General features: G+C 56.2%; 25 protein-coding genes. 11 read left to right on the top strand and 14 right to left on the bottom strand.

What is annotated here, in order from left to right:
- Positions 1-36 precede the first annotated feature (36 nt).
- Entirely contained in the window at positions 37-885 is an 849-nt protein-coding gene (gene rhaR / locus EXW94_RS12925) for an HTH-type transcriptional activator RhaR (protein ID WP_174340271.1), read from the top strand.
- Here rhaR and rhaT read toward each other — a convergent pair whose 3' ends face one another.
- Entirely contained in the window at positions 886-1,920 is a 1,035-nt protein-coding gene (gene rhaT, locus EXW94_RS12920; RefSeq protein ID WP_174340270.1) for an L-rhamnose/proton symporter RhaT, read from the bottom strand. It lies immediately after the preceding gene.
- Positions 1,921-2,208: 288 nt separating this feature from the next.
- Here rhaT and sodA point away from each other — a divergent pair, with 288 nt between their 5' ends.
- Both sodA and yiiM read left to right on the top strand, forming a co-directional pair.
- On the top strand, positions 2,209-2,829 hold the full coding sequence (gene sodA, locus EXW94_RS12915; protein WP_010436906.1) for a superoxide dismutase [Mn]: 621 nt from the start codon (positions 2,209-2,211) through the stop codon (positions 2,827-2,829).
- Between the two features lie 71 nt (positions 2,830-2,900).
- Positions 2,901-3,575, top strand: coding sequence for a 6-hydroxyaminopurine reductase (gene yiiM, locus EXW94_RS12910; protein WP_174340269.1), 675 nt, complete (start codon positions 2,901-2,903; stop codon positions 3,573-3,575).
- Between the two features lie 115 nt (positions 3,576-3,690).
- Here the strand turns inward: yiiM and cpxA are convergent, their stop codons facing one another.
- Together cpxA and cpxR are read right to left on the bottom strand one after the other, a co-directional pair.
- The gene (cpxA, locus tag EXW94_RS12905; RefSeq protein ID WP_010436910.1) at positions 3,691-5,064 is read right to left on the bottom strand and encodes an envelope stress sensor histidine kinase CpxA; all 1,374 of its coding nucleotides are present in this window, start codon (positions 5,062-5,064) and stop codon (positions 3,691-3,693) included.
- Positions 5,061-5,759, bottom strand: a complete 699-nt coding sequence (gene cpxR, locus EXW94_RS12900; protein ID WP_003862004.1) for an envelope stress response regulator transcription factor CpxR — start codon at positions 5,757-5,759, stop codon at positions 5,061-5,063. The genes cpxA and cpxR overlap by 4 nt, the downstream gene beginning before the upstream one ends.
- Positions 5,760-5,909: 150 nt before the next feature.
- Here cpxR and cpxP point away from each other — a divergent pair, with 150 nt between their 5' ends.
- The 6 genes from cpxP (at position 5,910) to EXW94_RS12870 (ending at position 12,036) form a co-directional block, all read left to right on the top strand.
- A complete protein-coding gene (gene cpxP, locus EXW94_RS12895; RefSeq protein ID WP_010436915.1) occupies positions 5,910-6,416 on the top strand; it encodes a cell-envelope stress modulator CpxP in 507 nt (168 codons plus the stop codon).
- 153 nt (positions 6,417-6,569) lie between these two features.
- Positions 6,570-7,463, top strand: a complete 894-nt coding sequence (fieF, locus tag EXW94_RS12890; RefSeq protein WP_010436917.1) for a CDF family cation-efflux transporter FieF — start codon at positions 6,570-6,572, stop codon at positions 7,461-7,463.
- A gap of 174 nt (positions 7,464-7,637) precedes the next feature.
- On the top strand, positions 7,638-8,600 hold the full coding sequence (pfkA, locus tag EXW94_RS12885) for a 6-phosphofructokinase (RefSeq protein WP_010436919.1): 963 nt from the start codon (positions 7,638-7,640) through the stop codon (positions 8,598-8,600).
- A 213-nt stretch (positions 8,601-8,813) separates the two neighbouring features.
- The gene (locus EXW94_RS12880) at positions 8,814-9,803 is read left to right on the top strand and encodes a sulfate ABC transporter substrate-binding protein (protein ID WP_042718182.1); all 990 of its coding nucleotides are present in this window, start codon (positions 8,814-8,816) and stop codon (positions 9,801-9,803) included.
- A 111-nt stretch (positions 9,804-9,914) separates the two neighbouring features.
- A complete protein-coding gene (locus tag EXW94_RS12875) occupies positions 9,915-10,658 on the top strand; it encodes a CDP-diacylglycerol diphosphatase (protein WP_042718180.1) in 744 nt (247 codons plus the stop codon).
- 73 nt (positions 10,659-10,731) lie between these two features.
- The gene (locus EXW94_RS12870; RefSeq protein WP_174340268.1) at positions 10,732-12,036 is read left to right on the top strand and encodes an SLC13 family permease; all 1,305 of its coding nucleotides are present in this window, start codon (positions 10,732-10,734) and stop codon (positions 12,034-12,036) included.
- An 81-nt stretch (positions 12,037-12,117) separates the two neighbouring features.
- Here EXW94_RS12870 and tpiA read toward each other — a convergent pair whose 3' ends face one another.
- Entirely contained in the window at positions 12,118-12,885 is a 768-nt protein-coding gene (gene tpiA / locus EXW94_RS12865; protein ID WP_010436926.1) for a triose-phosphate isomerase, read from the bottom strand.
- Positions 12,886-12,996: 111 nt separating this feature from the next.
- On the bottom strand, positions 12,997-13,554 hold the full coding sequence (locus EXW94_RS12860) for a DUF1454 family protein (RefSeq protein WP_249218293.1): 558 nt from the start codon (positions 13,552-13,554) through the stop codon (positions 12,997-12,999).
- A 151-nt stretch (positions 13,555-13,705) separates the two neighbouring features.
- Between EXW94_RS12860 and EXW94_RS12855 the strand changes: the two genes are divergently transcribed.
- Positions 13,706-14,125: a DUF805 domain-containing protein gene (locus EXW94_RS12855; protein ID WP_010436930.1), complete on the top strand. Its 420-nt coding sequence runs from the start codon at positions 13,706-13,708 to the stop codon at positions 14,123-14,125.
- Here EXW94_RS12855 and fpr read toward each other — a convergent pair whose 3' ends face one another.
- From fpr to EXW94_RS12835, 4 genes are all read right to left on the bottom strand, one after another.
- Positions 14,126-14,872: a ferredoxin--NADP(+) reductase gene (fpr, locus tag EXW94_RS12850; RefSeq protein ID WP_089599290.1), complete on the bottom strand. Its 747-nt coding sequence runs from the start codon at positions 14,870-14,872 to the stop codon at positions 14,126-14,128.
- A 96-nt stretch (positions 14,873-14,968) separates the two neighbouring features.
- Complete coding sequence (gene glpX / locus EXW94_RS12845; protein WP_174340267.1) at positions 14,969-15,979, bottom strand: class II fructose-bisphosphatase; 1,011 nt, start codon at positions 15,977-15,979, stop codon at positions 14,969-14,971.
- 124 nt (positions 15,980-16,103) lie between these two features.
- Positions 16,104-17,612, bottom strand: a complete 1,509-nt coding sequence (gene glpK, locus EXW94_RS12840) for a glycerol kinase GlpK (protein WP_063144383.1) — start codon at positions 17,610-17,612, stop codon at positions 16,104-16,106.
- A 21-nt stretch (positions 17,613-17,633) separates the two neighbouring features.
- Entirely contained in the window at positions 17,634-18,479 is an 846-nt protein-coding gene (locus EXW94_RS12835; RefSeq protein ID WP_010436934.1) for an MIP/aquaporin family protein, read from the bottom strand.
- A gap of 399 nt (positions 18,480-18,878) precedes the next feature.
- Here EXW94_RS12835 and zapB point away from each other — a divergent pair, with 399 nt between their 5' ends.
- Positions 18,879-19,118 (top strand): septal ring assembly protein ZapB, encoded by a 240-nt coding sequence (gene zapB / locus EXW94_RS12830; protein ID WP_174340266.1) that lies wholly within the window; start codon positions 18,879-18,881, stop codon positions 19,116-19,118.
- 247 nt (positions 19,119-19,365) lie between these two features.
- On the opposite strand, the gene rraA is transcribed toward zapB, so the two are convergent.
- The 5 genes from rraA to ftsN form a co-directional block, all read right to left on the bottom strand.
- Positions 19,366-19,851: a ribonuclease E activity regulator RraA gene (gene rraA / locus EXW94_RS12825; protein WP_010436943.1), complete on the bottom strand. Its 486-nt coding sequence runs from the start codon at positions 19,849-19,851 to the stop codon at positions 19,366-19,368.
- Positions 19,852-19,943: 92 nt separating this feature from the next.
- Positions 19,944-20,864: a 1,4-dihydroxy-2-naphthoate polyprenyltransferase gene (gene menA / locus EXW94_RS12820; RefSeq protein ID WP_108417941.1), complete on the bottom strand. Its 921-nt coding sequence runs from the start codon at positions 20,862-20,864 to the stop codon at positions 19,944-19,946.
- Positions 20,865-20,932: 68 nt separating this feature from the next.
- Positions 20,933-22,267: an HslU--HslV peptidase ATPase subunit gene (gene hslU, locus EXW94_RS12815; RefSeq protein ID WP_010436948.1), complete on the bottom strand. Its 1,335-nt coding sequence runs from the start codon at positions 22,265-22,267 to the stop codon at positions 20,933-20,935.
- A 9-nt stretch (positions 22,268-22,276) separates the two neighbouring features.
- Complete coding sequence (hslV, locus tag EXW94_RS12810; protein WP_008501802.1) at positions 22,277-22,807, bottom strand: ATP-dependent protease subunit HslV; 531 nt, start codon at positions 22,805-22,807, stop codon at positions 22,277-22,279.
- Positions 22,808-22,901: 94 nt separating this feature from the next.
- Positions 22,902-23,891, bottom strand: coding sequence for a cell division protein FtsN (gene ftsN, locus EXW94_RS12805; protein WP_089599285.1), 990 nt, complete (start codon positions 23,889-23,891; stop codon positions 22,902-22,904).
- Positions 23,892-23,973 lie beyond the last annotated feature (82 nt).

The raw sequence follows: 23,973 nt of genomic DNA, 5'->3' as shown, positions 1-23,973 counted from the left end.
TAATAATGTCAGGTTTTTCGGCACAGAGGTCGTGGTGTGGCTGCTCAGTTAATCCTTCGCAAAGATGATTTTTTTGCCTCCGCGAGTCAGGCCGTCGCGGTGGCCGATCGCTACCCGCAAAACGTCTTTGCCGAGCATACCCACGAGTTTTGCGAGCTGGTGCTGGTGTGGCGCGGCAACGGCCTGCACGTCCTCAACGACCGACCCTACCGCATCACGCGCGGGGATCTGTTCTACATCCGCGCCGAAGATAAACACTCCTACGCCTCGGTTAACGACCTGGTGCTGCAAAACGTCATCTACTGCCCGGACAGGCTCAGGCTTAACGTCGACTGGGCGGCCAACATCCCCGGTTTTCTTGATGCCCGAGGAGAACCGCACTGGCGCTTAAGCAGCGGCGGCATGACCCAGGTTCGGCAGGTTATCTCTCAGCTGGAGCAGGAGAGCCAGAAGAGCGACCCGGTCGCCAACCAGATGGCGGAGCTGCTTTTCGCCCAGCTGGTGATGACGCTGAAACGCCACCGTTACGCCACCGACAACCCCTCCGCCACGACGCAGGAAGCGCTGCTGGATAAGCTCATCACCACGCTTGCGGGCAGCCTGAACAAAAGCTTCGTGCTGGAGAAATTCTGCGAGCAGGAGCAGTGCAGCGAGCGCGCGCTGCGCCAGCAGTTCCGCACCCAGACGGGGATGACGGTGAACCACTACCTGCGCCAGCTGCGCATCTGCCACGCCCAATATCTGCTGCAGCATACGGAGCTGATGGTGAGTGAAGTGGCGATGCGCTGCGGCTTTGAGGACAGCAACTACTTTTCGGTGGTGTTTAACCGCGAGGTGGGGATGACGCCGGTTCAGTGGCGTCATCGCAGTCGAAAGGCGGCGTAGTCAGCTCGCCATGCCGAGGCCAACGATGTTGGCGGCAATGATAATCACCACGCAACCCAGGCTCAGCACGCCCACCGGACGACGCCCGGCGTTGTTCCACTCCTTCAGCACCAGCCCAACCAGCCCGCCGCACAGCACGTAGAAGCTCATGTGCAGCATCCAGCTCATGTAGTCGTACTGCGCCGGAATGCGGGCGTGGCCCCAGGCGTAGAAGAAGAACTGCAGGTACCACATCAGGCCGCCGAGAGCGGAGAGCAGCACGTTGGTGATGATGAGCGGTTTTGCCAGCGAGAAGTCGGCTTTTACCGACAGGTTCTTCACTTTTGCCAGACGAATGAAGCAGAAGCCGAGGTTCACCAGCGCGCCGCCGCCCATGATCACCACGTAGCTTGGCAGGGCAGCGTACAGCGGGTCAACGCCCAGCGCCGCGGCCGCTTCGTGCATCGGTTTGGCGGCGTTCATGGCGAACGACATGCCCGCCGAGAAGATGCCGCACATCACCGCCAGCAGCAGCCCTTTCTTCAGGTTGAAGTCTTCGGCCCTGATGCCCATCTTGCGCTCTTTCAGCTGGCCCGCGCGGGTGACGATACCCACGCCGATCACCGCGACCAGCACGCCCAGCAGCGTCATTCGTCCGCCCTGGGTGTTAATCAGCACGTCGAAGTTGCCGTTGAGGATCGGCGTCATCAGGGTGCCGACGATAAGCGTAATGCCAATCGCGATGCCGATGCCCATCGACATGCCAAGATAGCGCATGGTGAGGCCGTAGTTGATGTTGCCGATGCCCCACATCGCGCCGAACAGAAACACCGGCAGCAGGGTAGAGGCGCTGAAGGAGGAGAAGTAGCCCCAGAAATCCGGGAGCAGCATGGCGCTAATGGTCCACGGCAAAATCAGCCATGACACGGTACCGCCAACGGACCACATGGTTTCCCATGACCAGCCTTTCACTTTTTTAAACGGGGCATAGAAACAGGCAGCACTGGCCGCGCCTATCAAATGCCAGAAGATACCCATCGTAATCGCATGATTCATTTTTACATCCTCATCGTTTTTATAGTCGGTGGCTTCCCGCCGACTTGATGAGTGTAAAAATTAGGCGGTTTGGGAACCTTCAGAAGGTTGCCGCACTTTTGTTCTGGATGGCAATCAGCACGTTAACCGCGTGAGCAGACTCACATTTCCGCCATTAATCGAAAACTGAATAACCTTATAAAAAGTACGGCATTGATAATCATTTTCAATATCATTTAATTAACTATAATGAACCAACTGCTTACGCGGCATTAACAGCTGTGCCGCCCGACAATAATGGAGAGGATTATGAGTTATACACTGCCATCCCTGCCGTATGCCTACGACGCACTGGAACCGCATTTCGACAAGCAGACGATGGAAATCCATCACACTAAACACCACCAGACCTATGTGAACAACGCGAACGCCGCGCTGGAAAGCCTGCCTGAGTTCGCAAACCTGTCTGCTGAAGAGCTGATCACCAAGCTGGACCAACTGCCAGCGGACAAGAAAACCGTACTGCGTAACAATGCGGGCGGTCACGCTAACCACAGCCTGTTCTGGAAAGGCCTGAAAACCGGTACCACCCTGCAGGGCGACCTGAAAGCGGCTATCGAGCGCGACTTCGGCTCCGTAGACAACTTCAAAGCGGAATTCGAAAAAGCCGCCGCAACCCGTTTCGGCTCTGGCTGGGCGTGGCTGGTTCTGAAAGGCGACAAGCTGGCGGTTGTTTCTACCGCTAACCAGGACTCCCCGCTGATGGGTGAAGCAATTTCTGGCGCATCCGGCTTCCCAATCGTGGGCCTGGACGTGTGGGAACACGCTTACTACCTGAAATTCCAGAACCGTCGCCCGGACTACATCAAAGCCTTCTGGGACGTGGTGAACTGGGACGAAGCAGCAGCGCGTTTCGCCGCTAAAAAATAAGGTTGCATTGACGCCTGTGAGAAGCGAGTCTTATGACTCGCTTTTTTTGTATCTGCGTAATGGAGGCAGCAATGCATTACCCGGTGAATGTGTTTACAGGCAAGGTCAGGGAGTATGACGGCAGCCGCCCGAGCGCCATCGCTAAAATTCAGGTCGACGGCGAGCTGACGTTAACCGACCTCGGATTGGCGGGTGACGAGCAGGCCGAAAAGAAAATCCACGGCGGGCCCGAGCGCGCGCTGTGCCACTATCCGCGCGAGCACTATCATCACTGGAAAGCCGAATTCCCCGAACAGGCGGATCTGTTTGTTGCCCCCGCGTTTGGTGAGAACCTCTCGACCGAAGGGCTGACCGAGAAAAACGTCTTTATCGGTGATATTTACCGCTGGGGCGACGCCCTGATTCAGGTGACGCAGCCGCGCTCGCCGTGCTTCAAGCTCAACTACCATTTCGGCATCAGCGATATGTCCGAGCAGCTGCAAAATGCGGGTAAAACCGGCTGGCTGTACCGCGTGGTGCTGGCCGGGCAGGTTTCTGCGGATGCGCCGCTGGAGCTGGCGTCGCGGCTGAGCGATGTTTCGGTGTATGACGCCTGCGCTATTGCGTGGCATATGCCGTTTGACGACGAGCAGTATCACCGCCTGCTGTCGGCAGCGGGGTTATCGACCAGTTGGACGAGAACGATGCAGAAGCGGCGTTTAAGCAGCAAGATCGAGGATAATTCTCGGAGATTGTGGGGGAAATAGCCCACGGAAGAATGTAGGCCGGGTAAGGCGAAGCCGCCACCCGGCATTTTTGCCTCTGCGCTGTTATTGCCCGGTGGCGCTGCGCTTACCGGGCCTACAATACGGTGCCAGAGAACTACGAACGCTTATACAACGGTAGCCACAGCGTTAACCGCAACCCGCCCAACGGGCTGTCGTCGGCTTTCACCCAGCCACGGTGCTGCTGCATCGCGGTTTCAACAATCGCCAGTCCCAGCCCCGTGCCGCCTGATTCGCGGTCGCGCGCTTCGTCGGTACGGTAGAACGGACGGAAAATCTGTTCGCGATCTTCCGGGCTGACGCCAGGGCCGTCATCGTCCACGATGATGGTGATCCCGTCTTTATCCACCGAGAACGCCACCTCAATCTTCGTGTGCGAATAGCGCAGGGCGTTACGCACAATATTCTCCAGCGCGCTTTCCAGCGTGTTGGGGTTACCGTACAGCGGCCACGGGCCCGGCGGGAAGTTGACGGTGAACGATTTACCCATCTGTTCCGCTTCAAACGCCGCGTTATCCAGCACCTCGTGCCACAGGTGATTGGCTTTGACCGTTTCGCTCACCAGCGCGTTTTTCTGCTGATTGCGCGACATCACCAGCAGATCGTTGATCATGCTGTCCAGACGATGCGCTTCCGTCTCAATACGCTCCAGCTCTTTGCTCTCACCGCTGCGGCGTCGCAGCAGGGCGGTACCCAGCTGTAAGCGCGTGAGCGGGGTGCGCAGCTCGTGCGAGATATCCGACAGTAGACGCTGCTGGGCGGTCATCATGCGATCCAGCGCGCTCACCATCTGGTTAAAACTGGTTCCGGCGGCAAGGAACTCCTGCGGCCCTGCTTCCAGTTCAGGGTGTTGTCGCAGGTTACCCTGAGCCACTTCATCCGCCGCATTTTTCAGCTTACGCGCCGGTTTTGCCAGGCTCCACGCCAGCCATAACAGCAGCGGCGAGCTGACCAGCATGGTGACAATCAGCAGTAGCAGAGGGCGGTCAAACAGCAGGTTGATGAAATCGGACTGGGAGTTGCTCGCAGGGCGAATCAGGTAGAGCTGATAGTTATCTTCCCCATCCCGTACCGAGAAAGGGCCAACCATCTCTACCCGACCATATTTCTTCTTCTGTGGGTGATCGGCGTTATCCGCCTGGCCAATGAAGTTACGGATAATCTGCATTTCATTGCGATCGGCCCCAATGACGCGGCCTTCGCTGGTGACCAGCAGCAGGCGTTGTCCGGGCGGCGCCCACTTGTCGATAGCGCGAAATAATCTGCGCCACCACATTAAATCGTTCGGCGGATCGTTTGCCAGCTCAGCTTCCACGTGCTGCTCGATCATCACGCCCTGACGTTGCTCGCTGTCGAGAAGCTCCGTCATCTGGCGTGAGTCGAGTTTTGGCAACATCAAAACGAGCATTAAAACCAGTGCCAGCGTCAGCCAGAAGATGGCGAAGATGCGGGCGGTTAAGCTGCCTATCATGAAGCGGAAACCATCAGATAACCGCGACCACGCAGGGTTTTAAACCATGGGTGACCATCTTTACGCTCCGGCAGCTTGCGGCGCAGGTTAGAGATGTGCATGTCGATGGCGCGGTCAAACGGGGTAAGGCGTTTGCCCAGCACTTCCTGACTTAAATGTTCACGCGATACCACCTGGCCGAGATGCTGCGCCAGCAGGTAAAGCAGGGTGAACTCGGTGCCGGTCAGTTCCAGCGTTTCACCGTCGAAGCTCGCTTCCTGACGGCCCGGGTTCAGGCTCAGGGAGTCCACTTCCAGCGTTGGTGAGCTGTTGTCGGTATTCTGCTGCTGCTCGCTCCAGTGGGAACGACGCAGGATCGCGCGAATACGGGCCACCAGTTCACGGTCGTTGAACGGCTTCGGTAAATAGTCATCCGCGCCCAGCTCAAGGCCGAGTACGCGGTCAAGTTCGCTGCCACGCGCGGTCAGCATGATAACGGGGGTCTGGTGTGTCTGGCGAAGCTCTTTCAACGTATCAATGCCGTTTTTCTTCGGCATCATCACGTCGAGCAAAAGTAAATCGATGCTGTCGTCAAGGAGACTCAGCGCCTGCTCGCCATCGTGGGCAACCAGGACGTTGAAACCTTCCATGTCGAGCAACTCCTTTAAAAGAGATGTGAGCTCTCGGTCATCATCAACTAACAGGATTTTATTCATTGTTTAAATACCTCCGAGGCAGAAATTACGACATCAAGGCTATCTAATCCATGACTTTACGTTGTTTTACACCCCCTGACGCATGTTTGCAGCCTGAATCGTAGACTGTCTCTCGTTGAATCGCGACACGAAAGATTTTGGGAGCAAGTGATGCGCAAAGTTACCGCTGCCGTCATGGCCTCAACGCTGGCGTTCAGTGCGTTTAGCCAGGCTGCTGTAGCTATCATCGGCGATAACAGTTCCTCGCAAGAGGGTGCAACGCAGCACAGCGGCCAAAGCCATATGTTTGACGGCATAAGTTTAACCGAACATCAGCGTCAACAGATGCGAGATCTGATGCAGAGGGCAAGACACGACCAGCCCCCTGTTAATGTTAGCGAAATGGAGACAATGCATCGCCTTGTCACCGCAGAAAATTTTGACGAAAGCGCTGTACGCGCTCAGGCAGAAAAAATGGCACAGGAGCAGGTTGCCCGCCAGGTAGAGATGGCGAAGGTCCGCAACCAGATGTTCCATCTGCTATCGCCCGAGCAGCAAGCGGTTTTGAACGATAAACATCAGCAACGGATGGACCAGTTGCGTAAGGTTGCACGGATGCAGCGAAGCTCAGAAACGACGCTTTTCAGTAGCAATAGCAGTACCCGTAGTAACCAGTAAACCCTGTTTTCCTTGCCATAGACACCATCCCTGTCTTCCCCCACATGATGTGGGGGTTTTTTTTGCCCGTCATTCTCTTTTGTTAACCGTTTATTCATCCTTTGACTCCGCAACCATCCGTTATACTAGCGCCATGGCATGACAGGAGTGTTTATGAATCAATCCTATGGACGGCTGGTAAGCCGGGCCGCAATCGCCGCGACGATAATGGCGTCGTGTTTGCTGGTTATCAAAATTTTCGCATGGTGGTACACCGGCTCGGTCAGTATTCTGGCGGCGCTGGTGGATTCTTTAGTGGATATTGCCGCCTCGCTGACCAACCTGCTGGTGGTGCGCTATTCGCTGCAACCGGCGGATGAAGAGCACACATTTGGGCACGGAAAAGCAGAATCGCTCGCGGCGCTGGCGCAAAGCATGTTTATTTCTGGCTCCGCGCTGTTCCTGTTTTTGACCGGTATTCAGCATCTCATTTCACCCTCACCGATGAACGATCCCGGTGTCGGCGTGATCGTCACGGTCATTGCACTTATTAGCACACTTGTTCTGGTAACGTTCCAGCGCTGGGTCGTGCGTAAAACTCAAAGCCAGGCTGTACGGGCGGATATGCTTCATTATCAGTCTGATGTTATGATGAATGGGGCTATTCTTATTGCGCTCGGTCTGGCCTGGTATGGCTGGCATCGGGCCGATGCATTGTTTGCGTTAGGGATAGGGGTCTATATCTTATATAGCGCCTTACGGATGGGATATGAAGCGGTGCAATCGCTTCTTGACCGTGCGCTGCCTGATGCAGAACGTGATGAAATTTTTGCCATCGTGACCCACTGGCCCGGCGTCAGCGGTGCCCACGATCTTCGTACGCGGCAGTCAGGGCCGACCCGCTTTATACAGATCCACATTGAAATGGAAGACAACCTGCCGTTGGTTCAGGCTCACGTTATAGCTGAGCAGGTCGAGCAGGCGATTTTGCAGCGTTTTCCTGGTTCGGACGTCATCATTCACCAGGATCCCTGCTCGGTTGTACCCGGACATGTTGAGCTTTCGTAATTCGTTGTAAAAAAGTGAGCCAGGCCAGCATTTTGTGTATAAATTACCGCCATTTGGTCTGACCTGAATCAATTCAGCTGGAAGCGATTGATATACTATTTGCAGTATTCGTTGGTCGAACAGTTTCTTCCGGCAACAGATTTCAATTTTGCATTCCTAAGTTCAGAGGTAGTCATGATTAAGAAAATCGGTGTGTTGACAAGCGGCGGTGATGCGCCGGGCATGAACGCGGCAATTCGTGGTGTTGTCCGTGCAGCACTGACGGAAGGTCTGGAAGTGTTTGGCGTTTATGACGGTTACCTGGGTCTGTACGAAGACCGCATGGTTCAACTGGACCGCTACAGCGTGTCTGACATGATCAACCGTGGCGGTACTTTCCTCGGTTCTGCACGCTTCCCGGAATTCCGTGATGAACACGTTCGCGAAGTGGCTATCGAAAACATGAAGAAACGTGGCCTGGACGCGCTGGTTGTTATCGGTGGTGACGGCTCTTATATGGGTGCAAAACGTCTGACCGAAATGGGCTTCCCGTGCATCGGTCTGCCTGGCACTATCGATAACGACATCAAAGGCACTGACTACACCATCGGTTACTTCACTGCGCTGGGTACCGTTGTTGAAGCGATTGACCGCCTGCGTGACACCTCTTCTTCTCACCAGCGTATCTCCATCGTTGAAGTGATGGGCCGCTACTGCGGCGACCTGACGCTGGCGGCCGCTATCGCCGGTGGTTGTGAGTTCGTGGTGGTACCGGAAGTGGAATTCAGCCGTGAAGATCTGGTGAACGAAATCAAAGCCGGTATCGCGAAAGGTAAAAAACATGCCATCGTCGCCATCACCGAGCACATCTGCGACGTTGACGAGCTGGCGAAGTACATTGAAACCGAAACCAAACGCGAAACCCGTGCGACCGTTCTGGGTCACATCCAGCGTGGCGGTTCCCCTGGCCCGTACGACCGTATTCTGGCCTCCCGTATGGGTGCGTATGCTATCGAACTGCTGCTGCAGGGGCATGGCGGTCGTTGCGTCGGTATTCAGAACGAACAGCTGGTACACCATGACATCATCGACGCGATTGAAAACATGAAGCGTCCGTTCAAGGGTGACTGGCTGGACTGCGCGAAAAAACTGTATTGATTGATTGACTCTGTTGCCCGGTGGCGCTGCGCTTACCGGGCCTACAAAAGCACGACTCGTAGGCCGGGTAAGGCGTAGCCGCCACCCGGCTTTTTTATGCGTGCACGCTTTTTTATTCCACTACGTTATAGCCAATCTTTTTTTATTCTTTAATCATCGATTCGCTTTCTGGCACGCTGCATTCATCAAAACACTACACAAGAGAGCTGGGCGATGAATAAATGGGGCGTGGGTTTAACATTATTGCTGGCATCGACCAGCGTTCTGGCAAAGGACATCCAGTTACTGAACGTGTCGTACGACCCGACGCGTGAGCTGTACGATCAATACAACAAAGCCTTCGCGGCGCACTACAAGCAGGAAACCGGCGATAACGTGGTGATTCGCCAGTCTCACGGCGGTTCGGGCAAACAGGCAACGTCTGTGATTAACGGCATTGAAGCCGACGTGGTGACCCTGGCGCTGGCCTACGACGTGGACGCAATCGCGGAACGTGGGCGTATTGATAAAAACTGGATCAAACGTCTGCCGGATAACTCCGCGCCATACACCTCGACCATCGTTTTCCTGGTGCGTAAAGGCAACCCGAAACAAATTAAGGACTGGAACGACCTGATCAAACCGGGCGTTTCCGTGATTACCCCGAACCCGAAAAGCTCCGGCGGCGCGCGCTGGAACTACCTGGCGGCCTGGGGCTACGCCCTGCACCACAACAACGGTGACCAGGCTAAAGCGCAGGAATTCGTGAAAGCGCTGTTTAAAAACGTCGAAGTGCTGGATTCCGGCGCGCGCGGCGCAACCAACACCTTCGTTGAGCGCGGCATCGGCGACGTGCTGATTGCGTGGGAAAACGAAGCCCTGCTGGCGACCAACGAGCTGGGTAAAGACAAGTTCGAGATCGTCACCCCAAGCGAATCTATCCTCGCCGAGCCGACCGTCTCCGTGGTCGACAAAGTCGTTGAGAAGAAAGACACCAAAGCGGTGGCGGAAGCCTACCTGAAGTATCTCTACTCACCGGAAGGTCAAGAAATCGCGGCGAAGAACTTCTATCGCCCGCGTGACCCGGCAGTGGCGAAGAAATACGACAGCGAATTCCCGAAACTGAAGCTCTTCACCATTGACGATGTTTTCGGCGGCTGGACCAAAGCGCAGAAAGAGCATTTCTCTAACGGCGGAACCTTCGACCAGATCAGCAAACGCTAAGCGCTACACAACGAACGACACGGTGACCCGGTGTGAGAAATCCGCCGGGTTTTTTATTTGGTCATCATTTTGCGTTACTCTTTCGCCTCTATCGAAAACAGGGAACGCGTTGTGAAAAAAATTATCGTATTGATCCTGATTGTCATCGCCCTGGCCGCTGGCGGCGCGTACTGGATGAAGGCGGGTAATCCGAACGCGTTGCGGCATATCGTTCTCGACCAGTGTGTGCCGAATCAGATCCAACACCGCAACCCCGCGCCGTGCGCGCAGGTGAAAACGGATGCAGGCTATGCGGTGTTTAAAGACCGCAACGGCCCGCTGCAGTATCTGCTGATGCCCACGTACCGCATCAACGGCACCGAAAGTCCCCTTTTGACCGAGCCTCACACGCCGAACTTTTTCTGGCTGGCGTGGCAGTCCCGCAGCTTTATGACGCTGAAGCGCGGCTCAGAGGTGCCTGACAGCGCCATTTCGCTGACGATCAACTCCCCAACTGGCCGCACGCAAAACCATTTTCATATTCATATCTCCTGCCTGCGCCCGGACGTGCGCGAGAAGCTCAATGCCGCTCAGGGGCAAATTAGCACCCAGTGGCTACCGTTCCCGGGCGGGCTGGAAGGGCATGAATATCTTGCCCGTCGGGTGACGGAGAATGAGCTGGTCCAGCGCAGCCCGTTTATGATGCTGGCAGAAGAGCTGCCGGAAGCGCGCGACCATATGGGGCGCTTTGCGCTGGCGATGGCGCAGCAGTCGGACGGTTCGTTTGTTTTGCTGGCGACCGAGCGTAATCTGCTGATGCTTAACCGCGCGTCGGCGGAGGAACTTCAGGATCATCAATGCGATATCCTGAAGTGACCCCACTATAAATGGCGTTTACTCGTCCTGCCTGTCGCCGTAGACTTGCTGAAAAATTCTACAGGAGACAGGTATGTCGCTCTGGTTAACGCATCCTCTGCTGCTGCCCTCGCTGATCGTTGGCGTCACCATCGTGCTGTGGGCGACGTCGCTGCTGCCGGAATTTCTCACCGCGCTGCTGTTTTTCACGGCGGCGATGGTCGCCAAAATTGCCCCGCCGGAAGTGATTTTTGGCGGTTTTGCTTCGTCGGCTTTCTGGCTGGTATTTAGCGGTTTTGTCCTCGGCGTGGCGATCCGTAAAACCGGCCTGGCGGACAGGGCCGCCCGGGCGCTCTCCGCAAAGCTTACCGACTCCTGGCCGCTGATGGTGGCAAGCGTGGTGCTGCTGAGCTATGCGCTGGCGTTTGTGATGCCGTCGAACATGGGACGTATTGCGCTGCTGATGCCGATTGTCGCGGCGATGGCAAAACGCGCCGGTATCGCCGACGGCTCCCGCGCCTGGTTCGGTCTGGCGCTGGCCGTCGGGTTCGGCACATTCCAGCTTTCAGCCACTATCCTGCCTGCTAACGTCCCCAATCTGGTGATGAGCGGTGCGGCGGAGGGCTCGTACGGTATTCACCTGAACTATGTCCCGTATCTGCTGCTGCACACGCCGGTGCTCGGTATCCTCAAAGGCCTGATCCTGATTGGCCTGATCTGCTGGCTATTTCCCGGCAGCCCAAAACCGCCGAAGGATCTGACGCCCTCAGAGCCTATGGGGCGGGACGAAAAGCGTCTCGCCTGGCTGCTGGCGGTGGTGCTGGGGATGTGGGTCACGGAGAGCTGGCACGGCGTGGGGCCTGCGTGGACAGGACTGGCGGCAGCGGTCATCGTTATGCTGCCGCGCATCGGTTTTATCACCGGAGAGGAGTTTTCTGCGGGGGTGAATATGCGAACCTGTATTTACGTCGCGGGTATTCTCGGTCTGGCAATCGTGGTGACGCAAACCGGCATTGGAACGGCTGTGGGCGAGGCATTGCTTCGCATCATGCCGCTGGATGCAGACAGGCCGTTCACCAGTTTCCTCGCGTTGACCGGGATCACCACGGCGCTCAACTTCATTATGACCGCCAACGGCGTTCCTGCACTCTATACCACGCTGGCGCAAAGCTTCTCGGACGCGACCGGTTTCCCGCTGCTGTCGGTGATCATGATTCAGGTGCTGGGCTACTCCACGCCGCTGCTGCCGTATCAGGCGTCGCCGATTGTGGTGGCGATGGGCTTAGGAAAGGTGCCTGCAAGGGCGGGGATGGTGCTCTGTCTGGCGCTGGCCATTGCAACGTATCTTGTGCTACTGCCGCTGGATTATCTGTGGTTTAACCTACTGGGACAGCTGTAAAAAAGCCCGGTGGCGCTGACGCTTACCGGGCCTACAGAACTGTAGGGCGGGTTAGCGAAGCGCCACCCGCCACAAAGGCAATTACGCCTGTTTAGCCGCTTCTGCTGCTTTAACGATCACCGCGAAAGCGTCGGCTTTCAGGGATGCACCGCCAACCAGCGCGCCATCGATGTCTGGCTGGGTGAACAGCTCAGCAGCGTTGGCTGCGTTTACGGAACCACCGTACTGGATGATCACTTGCTCAGCCACTTTCGCGTCGGCTTTAGCAATGTGGTCACGGATGAATTTGTGAACCGCCTGAGCCTGTGCAGGGGTTGCAGATTTGCCGGTACCGATCGCCCAGACTGGCTCATAAGCGATGACCGCACCTTCGAACGCTGCTGCGCCCTGGGTTTTCAGCACGGCGTCGATCTGGCGTGCGCACACTTCTTCAGTTTTGCCCGCTTCGTTTTCCGCTTCGGTTTCACCGATGCACAGAACCGGGATCAGGCCCTGCTCTTTCAGCACGGCGAATTTCTTCGCGATGAACTCATCGGATTCTTTGTGGTAGGTGCGACGCTCAGAGTGGCCGATGATGATGTATTTCGCGCCGATATCTTTCAGCATTTCAGCAGAGGTTTCACCGGTGAATGCGCCAGACAGGTTAACGTCAACGTTCTGCGCACCCAGCACGATGTGGCTGCCGTCAGCGGCGTGTTTAGCCAGGTCCAGATACATATCCGGCGGAGCGATAGCAACCGCGCAGCCCGTTACGCCAGCCAGCTCTTTACGCAGGTTCGCAACCAGCTCGTTTACCATGTGGCGGCTGCCGTTCAGTTTCCAGTTACCCATCACTAAAGGATGTCGCATTTCAATTCTCCACGCTAAATAAGCGAATTAAGGAATATGGCCGCCCTTATGGGCAGCATGGTCTGTGAATCAGTATAGAGATTTTCCCCTGAAAGGCTTTGCTTTTTGTCATTAATTCGCCCCTCCGAGTGAGTCTGATAGCGCCAGCTTAATCGGTTCAACAGCGAAGGTCAGGCCTTTTTCACCGTTATCCGCCACCACATAGCGAATGGCGCCTTCCGTCTCGGCGTAGTAACGCTTGTTTTTACCTGCCGTCAGCAATTTTTGCAGCTTTTGCTGGCTTTGCGTTTTCGTTAGCGCCGGGGTGAAGGCATGCAAAATGGCGCTCATATACTCCAGCGCTTTCGCCCTGGCCGCTTTCTGTTCCGGCCCCTGGATTGGCAGCCAGGTGATCTGCATGCTTTTAATTTTTAGCGTGCCGCGTTCCAGCGCTGTCGATGCGTATAAATTCTCGTTAATTTTGCTCGCTGCACGGGTCAGGGTTGGAGTATCTCGGGCGCTATCAATGGCGCGAAACTCGTCCAGAGGCAGCTTTGGGTTGGCCTGGTTAAAGGCTTCACGAAACTGGCTGATGGATTGGTCGAAGGAGGGCGCGCCCGCCAGGAGATACGGCGCTGTAGTGGGAGCGGTGGTTTCAGCGGCATGCAGAGCGCTGCCTGCGCTCAGCATCGCTAAACACAGGAATAGAGAGTGTGCCGTTAATTTCATCAATATTGCCCCTGGCCGTAAGTGCTCATGATTAAAACGATATCTGGTCGGCTTGTCAAAAGGTCACAACTCCAGGGTAAAATGCGCGCTATACGATAATAAGGAACCTTACATGACCATACAGCAGTGGCTGTTTTCATTCAAAGGGCGTATTGGACGCCGTGATTTCTGGGTTTGGATGGTGACGTGGGTTGTCGCCATGCTGCTTCTGTTTTTTGTTGCCTATAACGCATGGCTGAGCACGCAAACGGCGGCGTTTGCGCTGGTCTGCCTGCTGTGGCCAACGGCCGCCGTGGTGGTGAAACGTCTGCACGATCGCGGCCGTTCCGGCGCATGGGCATTTCTGATTATTCTGGCGTGGATGCTGGTGGCAGGAAACTGGTCAGTGCTGCCGTCTATCCTGCCGTGGGTCGTGGGCAGGATGGTGCCGAGCATTATCTTCGTGATGATGGTTGTCGATCTGGGCGCGTTTATCGGCACCCAGAGCGAAAACAAATACGGTAAAGACACCCTTGAGGTGAAGTACCGCTGATCACCAGTAGTGTTCAGCCGTCATATGGCCCGGTCGGCGACGAAGGTGTTTCGTCATCTGCCGGGTATCCTTCAGAAGCTGCTGCGTGTCACGAACCATCTGCGGGTTACCGCACAGCATCACATGGCTGGTTTCGATATTCATTGGCAAGCCAACCGCCTCCTCCAGCGCACCGCTCTCAATCAACGCCGGAACACGTCCGGTCAGTGAGCCTGACGCCGTTTCACGGCTGACCACGGTTTGAATTTTCAGCTTCCCGCCGTACTGCTGTTCCAGCGCCTGCATTTGCGGCAGGTAACTCAGGTCTGCGGCGTAGCGCGCGGCGTGAACCAGCACGATGTTTTTGAAACGTTCCAGATCTTTGCCGTACTGCAAAATAGAGAGATAAGGGCCGATAGCGGTGCCGGTTGCCAGCATCCACAGGGTGTCACAGTCTGGAATTTCGTCGAGCACGAAGAAACCGGCCGCTTCTGCCACAATCTGCACATCATCGCCAGGCTTCAGCGCCGCGAGGCGTGGGCTGAGTTTGCCGTCCGGGACGGTGACCAGATAGAACTCGAGGTCCGGGTTATCAGGCGCGTTAACGTAAGAGTAGGCGCGCTGCACGCGTTCGCCGTCGACATCCAGCCCCAGCTTCGCAAATTGCCCGGCTGTGAACGGGTGGACGGGAGCATGCAGGGTGAGACTAAATAGCGCATCGGTCCAGAACTGTACCTTTGTGACTTTACCTGTTACCCAGTCCGCCATGATCTTCTCCTGTGCTGTTTCTCTGTTCTATCTTCCGTACTTAGCGGGGAGATTTCCAGCCCATTTGGGCCGGAAAGCTCAATCGATCAAACGGTTTTACAGAATGTGCGTCTGCACGTCCGGGTCTTTGCGGTCGAGATAGTGGATAGACTGAATGCGGCGAATGGTGCGCGATTTACCGCGGATCAGCAGCGTTTCGGTGGTCGCCATGTTGCCCTTGCGGGTGATGCCGTCCAGCAGATCGCCTTTGGTGATGCCGGTCGCAGAGAAGACAACGTTGTCGCTGCGCGCCATCTCGTCCAGAGCCAGCACTTTATTGGCCTCTATTCCCATCGCTTCGCAGCGTGCCAGTTCGTTTTCCCCGATACGGCGGTTCTCGTCGCTGTCGTCTTTCACCTCATGACGTGGCAGCAGACGCGCCTGCATATCGCCGTCCAGCGCGCGGATTACCGCCGCAGAGACCACGCCTTCCGGCGCGCCGCCGATACCGTACAGCACGTCTACTTCGCTGTCCGGCATGCAGGTCAGGATCGAGGCGGCAACATCACCGTCAGGGATAGCAAACACGCGCACGCCGAGCTTTTGCATCTGCGCGATGGTGGCGTCGTGGCGCGGTTTCGCCAGAATCGTCACGGTCAGCTCGCTGAGCGGTTTGCCCAGGGCTTTGGCGATATTGCGCAGGTTCTCTTCCAGCGGCAGGCTGAGGTCGATTGCGCCCTTCGCGCCAGGACCGACAATCAGCTTTTCCATGTACATATCCGGCGCGTTGAGGAAGCAGCCCTTATCGCCGACGGCCAGCACTGCCAGCGCGTTGGCCTGGCCCATCGCCGTCATACGGGTGCCTTCGATTGGGTCGACGGCGATATCCACGGCATCGCCTTTGCCGGTACCGACTTTTTCACCGATATAGAGCATCGGCGCTTCGTCGATCTCGCCTTCGCCGATCACGATGGTGCCGTCGATGTTGACCTGGTTAAGTACAATACGCATGGCATGGACGGCGGCGCCGTCGGCGGTATTTTTGTCGCCACGACCCAGCCATTTATAGCCTGCAAGGGCGGCCGCTTCGGTGACGCGGGAAAACTCGATAGCAAGTTCACGTTTCATGAGGTACTCGTGCAATCAAAAGGAATTGCACGAAGTTTATCACAGAGTGGGAACGGGGGAGGGGTGGTGCGGTCTGAGCCCCTCACCCTAACCCTCTCCCCAGGGGAGAGGGGATTAAGGATTATTACTCTTCGTGCTCTTCCCACGCCAGAGCGCGTTTTACCGCTTTTTTCCAGCCGCTGTAGCGGAAGTTACGCTCGGTGGTTTCGATGCCCGGGCGGAATTCGCGTTCGATAACCGCTTTTTCCTGCAGCTCGTCCAGGTTCTGCCAGAAGCCTACCGCCAGACCGGCAAGGTACGCCGCACCCAGCGCCGTCACTTCGCGCACTTCAGGGCGCTCAACGCGGGTGCCCAGAATGTCGGACTGGAACTGCATCAGGAAGTTATTCGCTACCGCACCGCCGTCCACGCGCAGGGCGTGCAGACGAATGCCGGAGTCAGCCTGCATCGCTTCCAGCACGTCGCGCGTCTGGTAGGCGATGGATTCCAGGGTGGCGCGAATAATGTGGTTAGAGTTCACACCGCGCGTCAGGCCGAAAATCGCGCCGCGTGCATACGGATCCCAGTACGGCGCGCCCAGACCGGTGAACGCAGGCACCACGTACACGCCGTTGGTGTCTTTCACTTTGGTCGCGAAGTACTCGGAGTCGAACGCATCGCTGATCAGCTTCATCTCGTCGCGCAGCCACTGAATGGACGCACCAGCCATAAACACCGCACCTTCCAGCGCATAGTTCACTTCGCCGCGCGGGCCGCAGGCGATGGTGGTCAGCAGGCCGTTTTCTGATTTCACCGCTTTCTCGCCGGTGTTCATCAGCATAAAGCAGCCGGTGCCGTAGGTGTTCTTCGCCATCCCTTCCTTGACGCACAGCTGGCCGAACAGGGCCGCCTGCTGGTCACCGGCGATACCGGCGATAGGAATACGGGTGCCGCCTTTACCGCCGATGTTGGTCTGGCCGTACACTTCTGAAGACTTACGCACTTCAGGCAGCATCGCGCGCGGGATGTCCAGCGCGTCCAGCATCTTGTCATCCCACTCCAGGGTGTTGATGTTGAACAGCATGGTACGCGAGGCGTTGGTATAGTCGGTGACGTGAACGCGTCCCTGGGTCATTTTCCAGATAAGCCAGGTATCAACGGTACCGAACAGCAGCTCGCCGCGTTTAGCACGCTCGCGTGAGCCTTCCACGTGGTCGAGGATCCATTTCACTTTGGTGCCGGAGAAATACGGGTCAATCACCAGGCCTGTTGCGCTACGGATGTAATCTTCCATGCCCTCGCGCTTCAGTTTTTCGCAAATTTCTGCGGTACGACGGCACTGCCAGACGATGGCGTTGTAAATTGGCTTACCGGTTTCGCGCTCCCAGACCACGGTGGTTTCACGCTGGTTGGTGATACCGATGGCGGCAATTTCGTCGGAGCTGATGTCGGCTTTTGCCAGCACTTCGACCAGCGTGGAGCTTTGTGACGCCCAAATCTCCATCGGGTCGTGTTCTACCCAGCCTGGACGAGGATAAATTTGCTCGAATTCGCGCTGTGACACGCTGACGATGTTCGCGTCATGATCCATTACGACAGCGCGGGAGCTGGTAGTGCCCTGGTCGAGCGCAACAATATATTTTTTTTCGGTCATGTTAGGTGTCCCGTAGTCAGATTACAGCGAAGCTTTTTGTTGTGCGGTAGACGTTGTTTCTTTCTCTTCTTCCACACAGGTGTCGCACGGTAAGTGGCGACCAATTAATTTTCGATAGCCGAATGCACCCAGCGCCGCCCCTACGATTGGCCCGAACAGCGGAACCAGGAAGTAAGGAATGTCTTTGCCACCGGTGAAGGCGACGTCGCCCCATCCAGCGAAGAAGGCGAAGGTTTTTGGCCCCAGGTCACGCGCCGGGTTCATCGCGAAGCCGGTCAGTGGACCCATTGATGCGCCGATAACCGCAATCAGCAGGCCAATCAGCAGCGGGGCCAGCGGGCCGCGCGGAATGCCGTTGCCGTCATCGCCCAGCGCCATAATGACGCCCATCAGAATAGCGGTAATCACCATTTCAACTGCGAACGCCTGCACAAAATTGATATGCGGGTTCGGATAGGTTGAGAAGATGCCAGCCAGATCCAGACTTTCGACACTGCCGCGCACCATATGATGCGTCTGTTCGAAGTCGATGAAAAGATTGTAATAAAGCCCGTAAACTAACGCCGCTGCGCAAAAGGCGCCGGCAAACTGAGAAATGATGAAAGGAACAACTTTGCGTCCATCGAAGCACGCGAACAGCCACAGCGCGATGGTCACCGCCGGGTTAAGATGTGCACCGGAAACCCCTGCAGTCAGGTAGATGGCCATCGCCACGCCCAGACCCCAGATGATACTGATTTCCCACTGACCAAAACTGGCACCCGCCACTTTCAGTGCAGCGACACAGCCCACTCCGAAGAATATCAACAACCCGGTACCAAGGAACTCGGCAATGCACTGGCCTTTTAAGGTTGATGTCTGACTCATAATCGGAATCCTGAAGAGATGAATGTTTATTGTTAGCATGGCCGCCCGTGACAGCCACGATGTCCTGTAGACATAGTGTTAATTTATCGTTAACGAGCAAAAACGAGAAATATCGAAATCAAAATGTGTGGTCTGCGTCAATAAAATGAGCGTTTTCGCGCCATAAAGCACATTTTTGCATCAGCCTCAGAATGTGAGCTGAATCATTTCATTAACGAATGAGTTAACAATTTAGGGGTATATGACGCGAACGCACCAGGACCAGACCTAAAAGTGTTGCAAACCGCGATCTGCGCGGTGTGTCGCTGGACACAGAGCGCCGCGCTCCATACAATCGACGGTATATGTCGTGCGCGTTTACGTTAAAGCGTCGCCTTGCAATTCAGGAGAGGTAGCATCATGTCTTTAGAAGTGTTTGAGAAACTGGAATCGAAAGTACAGCAGGCGATTGACACCATCACCCTGCTGCAGATGGAAATTGAAGAGCTGAAAGAGAAGAACAACAACCTGGCGCAGGAAGTTCAGAACGCTCAGCACGGCCGCGAGGAACTGGAGCGCGAAAACAACCAGCTGCGCGAACAGCAGAACGGCTGGCAGGATCGCCTGCAGGCGCTGCTGGGACGTATGGAAGAGGTTTAATTCCCATTGGGATGAACTCAGTAGGCCGGGTAAGGCGAAGCCGCCACCCGGCTTTTTTTATATTTATCGCTAACACAATTAGGATTTTATAAAGGTTTTGAGGGGTTGCCCAAGGTGTAGACGAGAGTATGATGAAATTCCTTGGTGTTAGTCTGTAAGACTTCCCAACGGACCGCGAATCCCGAGGGACAAAAAAACCGCCACATTGCTGTTGGCGGTTTTTTTATGGTTCACGCTGACTGTTCTACTACTCGATATCCAGTGGATCTTCGGACAGGATAATACCGGTGTTATCAGCGTAAAGATGGTCCCCGGAGAAGAAGGTCACGCCGCCGAAGTTAACGCGCACGTCGCTTTCGCCGATGCCGTCGCCCGCTGCGCCTACCGGTATGGCCGCGATGGCCTGAATTCCGATATCCAGGTCTTCGAGATCGTCCACCTGACGCACGGAACCGTACACTACAATGCCTTCCCACTCGTTCTGGACGGCAATTCCCGCCAGTTCAGCATCAATCAATGCTCGGCGCACGGAACCGCCGCCGTCGACCACCAGAACGCGGCCACGACCATTCTGTTCGAGCAGATCGTACAGCAACCCGTTATCCTCGAAACATTTCACCGTGATGATTTGCCCGCCAAACGACGACCGCCCACCAAAGTTGGAGAACAGCGGTTCAACGACGTTGACATCTTCCTGGTAGATGTCACAAAGCTCGGAGGTATCGTATTTCATAGGTTTAACGCTCAGTTGCTGCGAATGTGTTCAGTATATCGTGCGAAATGCGTTGTTGGCAAAATCATCAATTGTTAATTGATATTTGTCAGCTAACTGAGCGTCTGGCTTAGCACAATCCCGATGACGAACAACAGGTTAGTCAACAGCGCGCCTTTTACCGTACGTTCCAGCATTGGCGGCATAGCGGACGGGCTGAGCTCACGCATCACAAAGCGGGCCTGCTTAACCAGCAACGGCGCGGCAAGCACAAACAGCCAGCCCCACAAGCTCTGCAAGGAAATCAGGTTAAACAGCGCCAGGCAAACCAGCGCGCCAATGAGCAGACAGGCATGATAGCGGCGCGCATTCACCGGCCCCAGACGCACGGCCAGGGTGTTTTTGCCGTTCTCGCGATCGCTGTCGATATCGCGCAGGTTGTTGATGTTGAGCACCGCCGTCGCCAGCAGGCCGCAGGCTGTAGCGGGCAGGAACAGGGCAGGGATGACCGTATGCGCCTGCAGATACCAGCTCCCCATCACGCTCAGCCAGCCGAAGAACACCAGCACGGAGATATCACCCAGCCCAATATAACCGTAAGGGCGCGTGCCAACGGTGTAGGTAATGGCTGCGATAATCGCGAGCAAACCCAGCACCAGGAAACCGATGAAATCGCTGGTGGTCTTAGACGCGACCGTCACCAGCGCCAGGCCGGACAAGCAAATCAGCACCACGGTGATAATCAGCGCGCGTTTCATCTGTGCCTGGGTAATGACCCCTTTCTGCATCCCGCGCAGCGGCCCGATGCGATCGGGCTTGTCGCTGCCTTTCACCGCATCGCCATAGTCGTTGGCGAGATTGGAGAGAATTTGCAGCAGGCCGGCGGTAATCAATGCCAGCGCGGCGACCAGCGGATCAAAATAACCTTGCCACCAGGCAAGCGCAGTACCGACGATAATCGCGGCAAAGGCCAGAGGAAGCGTTTTAGGGCGCAAACTTTCGAGCCACGCCTGAGTACGGCTGATGTCAGTCATAAGTATTTAGCCAATAAAAATGGGGGCATTAGCCCCCATTAAACGTGATGAGAATGCAGTAACCGCGATTATAGGATAAAACGGCTCAGATCTTCATCTGCCACTAACGCATCCAGATGTTTACTCACATATTCTGCGTCAATGGTGATGGTTTGACCGTTAAGGTCGCTCGCATCATAAGAGATATCTTCCACCAGGCGTTCCAGTACGGTGTGCAGACGACGCGCACCGATGTTCTCGGTGGTTTCGTTCACCTGCCATGCGGCCTGGGCGATACGTTTGATACCGTCTTCGGTGAACTCGAGGTTCACACCTTCGGTTGCCATCAGCGCTTTGTACTGCACGGTGGCAGAGGCGTTTGGCTCGGTCAGGATACGTTCGAAATCTTCGGTAGTCAGCGCCTGCAGCTCAACGCGGATGGGCAGACGGCCCTGCAGTTCCGGGATCAGATCCGACGGGCTGGCAACCTGGAACGCACCGGAAGCGATAAACAGGATGTGGTCCGTTTTCACCATGCCGTGCTTGGTGGAGACGGTGCAGCCTTCAACCAGCGGCAGCAGGTCGCGCTGAACGCCTTCGCGGGACACATCCGGGCCGGAGCTGTTGCCGCCGCGCTTACAAATTTTGTCGATTTCGTCGATAAACACGATGCCGTGCTGCTCAACCGCGTCGATAGCGTCCTGCTTCAGCTCTTCCGGGTTCACCAGCTTCGCCGCTTCCTCTTCAATCAGCAGCTTCATCGCGTCTTTAATTTTCAGCTTACGAGCTTTCTGCTTCTGGCCGCCCAGGTTCTGGAACATGGACTGCAGCTGGCTGGTCATCTCTTCCATGCCCGGAGGCGCCATGATTTCCACACCCATCGGCGCGGCAGCGAGATCGATCTCAATCTCTTTGTCGTCCAACTGGCCTTCACGCAGTTTCTTGCGGAATGCCTGGCGCGCTGCGGACGGTTCCGCCTGCTGCTCTGCCTGGCCCCAGTTGTTTTTAGCTGGTGGGATCAGCACGTCGAGAATGCGCTCTTCGGCCATCTCTTCCGCGCGGTAGCGGTTTTTCTCGATAGCCTGGACGCGCACCATCTTGATCGCCGAGTCGGTCAGATCGCGGATGATGGAGTCGACTTCTTTACCCACGTAGCCCACTTCGGTGAACTTAGTGGCTTCCACTTTGATGAACGGCGCGTTAGCGAGTTTCGCCAGGCGACGAGCGATTTCGGTTTTACCAACGCCGGTCGGCCCGATCATCAGAATGTTTTTCGGGGTCACTTCGTGGCGCAGCTCTTCATCAAGCTGCATACGACGCCAGCGGTTACGCAGGGCGATAGCCACGGAACGCTTGGCGTTATCCTGGCCGATAATGTGTTTGTTCAGTTCGCTGACAATTTCGCGTGGGGTCATTTCAGACATGGGAGATCCTTACGCTTTGGAGGTCAATTCTTCGATGGTGTGGTTGTGGTTGGTATAAATGCAGATATCACCTGCAATATCCAACGCTTTCACCGCGATATCGCGCGCGTTCATGTCGGTGTTTTCCAACAGGGCGCGGGCTGCAGCCTGGGCGTACGGGCCGCCGGAGCCGATGGCAATCAGGTCATTTTCCGGCTGAATCACGTCACCGTTACCGGTGATGATTAGCGAGGCGGTTTCATCGGCCACGGCCAGCAGCGCTTCGAGCTTGCGCAGCATGCGGTCGGTACGCCAGTCTTTCGCCAGTTCAACGGCGGCTTTCACCAGATGACCCTGGTGCATTTCCAGTTTGCGTTCAAACAGTTCAAACAGCGTGAAGGCATCCGCCGTGCCGCCTGCAAAACCGGCGATCACTTTGTCGTTGTAGAGACGACGCACTTTCTTCACGTTGCCTTTCATGACGGTATTACCCAGCGTGGCCTGGCCATCACCGGCGATTACCACATGGCCGTTACGGCGTACACTTACTATTGTTGTCACGAGCAGACCCCCTGGTTACAGATTCGGGAAACAGAAGCCCTGAGCCAGTGCTCAGGGCTGAATTAAATGATAGATGGGGGGGATTTTGGGGGTTTCAACCCCCGGAGGCGAGTCGAATGCAGTTTGTGTGACCGGCTACTTTCAAACGAGAGATAGTGCCATCGGCATTTTCTTTGCCTTTGACCGGGCCAATCACCACGCGGTTCCAGCCGTTGTTGGTGGTAATGCGTGAGTCAAATCCTTCGAACGCGAGCTGAGCACGCACGGTTTCGGCCTGCTCGGCGCCTTTAAACGAGCCGCACTGCACCATCCAGCGGCGTTCGTCTTTTTTCTCAGCCGTTTGCTTCGGCGCTTCGGTCTCTTTGGTCACCGGCGCGGCCTGCTGCGTTTTCGGCTGCTGCGCCGTGGTATGCGCTGGCGTCTGGAGCAGATCCTGATACGGCTGCGCCGCCTGCTTTTGCGGCTGCGCTTTTGGCTGTTGCTGAACAGGCTGCGATTGTACCGTACGCGTCTGCTGCTGTGGCTGCTGGTATGGCTGGGCCTTCGGCTGTTGTACCGGCTGGGTTTGCGTCCACTGCTGCTGTTGTTGCTGCTGAATTTGTGCCTGGCGCTGACGCTGCATCTGCAACGTTTGCTGACGCTGCGCAGGCGTTTGTTCGTTCCACGGCACTTCATTCAGCTGCGTAGGCTGCTGGCGCATATCGGCCTGCATCTGTGCCAGCAGCTGGCGCTGTTCGTTCGTCAGCTGATCGGCATTTTTCACTTCGCCACCTGCAGACGGTTCGGTAGGCGCACGCACGCCAGGCTGGCGGCTTTCCAGCTCTTTAATATAGCGCCAGCGCTCCTCAGGCTTCGGAGGAAGGCCATTACCGGCCACTTTGTTGCCCTGAAGCGCTTCAGATTCTTCTTTTTTATGGTGCGTAATGAAGTACAGGCCGCCAATAAAGGCCACCAGTACAGCCGCAGCAATAGCGACCATTGCTGGCGAGACGGCAGGCAGGTTCCGCTGCTTGCTTTTTGAACTACTCTTTTTGCGTCGCGAAGGTGCCGGCTGGCCGCGACGTACATAATCTCGTTGTGCCACTATCGTTTCGCTGTATTTATTCGTTCGTCAGCCCGCCATGTTACTTAAGCGGCGGGGCTTTGACCAGATAAGGGTGTCCGAA

The sequence above is a fragment of the Enterobacter sp. JMULE2 genome (genome assembly GCF_013337145.1).
Lineage (GTDB): Bacteria > Pseudomonadota > Gammaproteobacteria > Enterobacterales > Enterobacteriaceae > Enterobacter > Enterobacter mori.
The sequence above is the reverse complement of the archived record's forward strand: the minus strand, read 5'-3'. Positions and strand labels throughout refer to the sequence as shown.

Coding starts and splice junctions, on each gene's coding strand:
- fpr (WP_089599290.1), bottom strand. CDS start 14,872: ATGGCGGACTGGGTAACAGGTAAAGTCACAAAGGTACAGTTCTGGACC.
- EXW94_RS12870 (WP_174340268.1), top strand. CDS start 10,732: ATGTCGCTCTGGTTAACGCATCCTCTGCTGCTGCCCTCGCTGATCGTT.
- EXW94_RS12835 (WP_010436934.1), bottom strand. CDS start 18,479: ATGAGTCAGACATCAACCTTAAAAGGCCAGTGCATTGCCGAGTTCCTT.
- EXW94_RS12860 (WP_249218293.1), bottom strand. CDS start 13,554: ATGCTGAGCGCAGGCAGCGCTCTGCATGCCGCTGAAACCACCGCTCCC.
- menA (WP_108417941.1), bottom strand. CDS start 20,864: ATGACTGACATCAGCCGTACTCAGGCGTGGCTCGAAAGTTTGCGCCCT.
- zapB (WP_174340266.1), top strand. CDS start 18,879: ATGTCTTTAGAAGTGTTTGAGAAACTGGAATCGAAAGTACAGCAGGCG.
- tpiA (WP_010436926.1), bottom strand. CDS start 12,885: ATGCGACATCCTTTAGTGATGGGTAACTGGAAACTGAACGGCAGCCGC.
- cpxR (WP_003862004.1), bottom strand. CDS start 5,759: ATGAATAAAATCCTGTTAGTTGATGATGACCGAGAGCTCACATCTCTT.
- sodA (WP_010436906.1), top strand. CDS start 2,209: ATGAGTTATACACTGCCATCCCTGCCGTATGCCTACGACGCACTGGAA.
- rraA (WP_010436943.1), bottom strand. CDS start 19,851: ATGAAATACGATACCTCCGAGCTTTGTGACATCTACCAGGAAGATGTC.
- glpX (WP_174340267.1), bottom strand. CDS start 15,979: ATGAAACGTGAACTTGCTATCGAGTTTTCCCGCGTCACCGAAGCGGCC.
- glpK (WP_063144383.1), bottom strand. CDS start 17,612: ATGACCGAAAAAAAATATATTGTTGCGCTCGACCAGGGCACTACCAGC.
- fieF (WP_010436917.1), top strand. CDS start 6,570: ATGAATCAATCCTATGGACGGCTGGTAAGCCGGGCCGCAATCGCCGCG.
- EXW94_RS12855 (WP_010436930.1), top strand. CDS start 13,706: ATGACCATACAGCAGTGGCTGTTTTCATTCAAAGGGCGTATTGGACGC.
- cpxA (WP_010436910.1), bottom strand. CDS start 5,064: ATGATAGGCAGCTTAACCGCCCGCATCTTCGCCATCTTCTGGCTGACG.
- cpxP (WP_010436915.1), top strand. CDS start 5,910: ATGCGCAAAGTTACCGCTGCCGTCATGGCCTCAACGCTGGCGTTCAGT.
- rhaT (WP_174340270.1), bottom strand. CDS start 1,920: ATGAATCATGCGATTACGATGGGTATCTTCTGGCATTTGATAGGCGCG.
- hslU (WP_010436948.1), bottom strand. CDS start 22,267: ATGTCTGAAATGACCCCACGCGAAATTGTCAGCGAACTGAACAAACAC.
- EXW94_RS12880 (WP_042718182.1), top strand. CDS start 8,814: ATGAATAAATGGGGCGTGGGTTTAACATTATTGCTGGCATCGACCAGC.
- yiiM (WP_174340269.1), top strand. CDS start 2,901: ATGCATTACCCGGTGAATGTGTTTACAGGCAAGGTCAGGGAGTATGAC.
- pfkA (WP_010436919.1), top strand. CDS start 7,638: ATGATTAAGAAAATCGGTGTGTTGACAAGCGGCGGTGATGCGCCGGGC.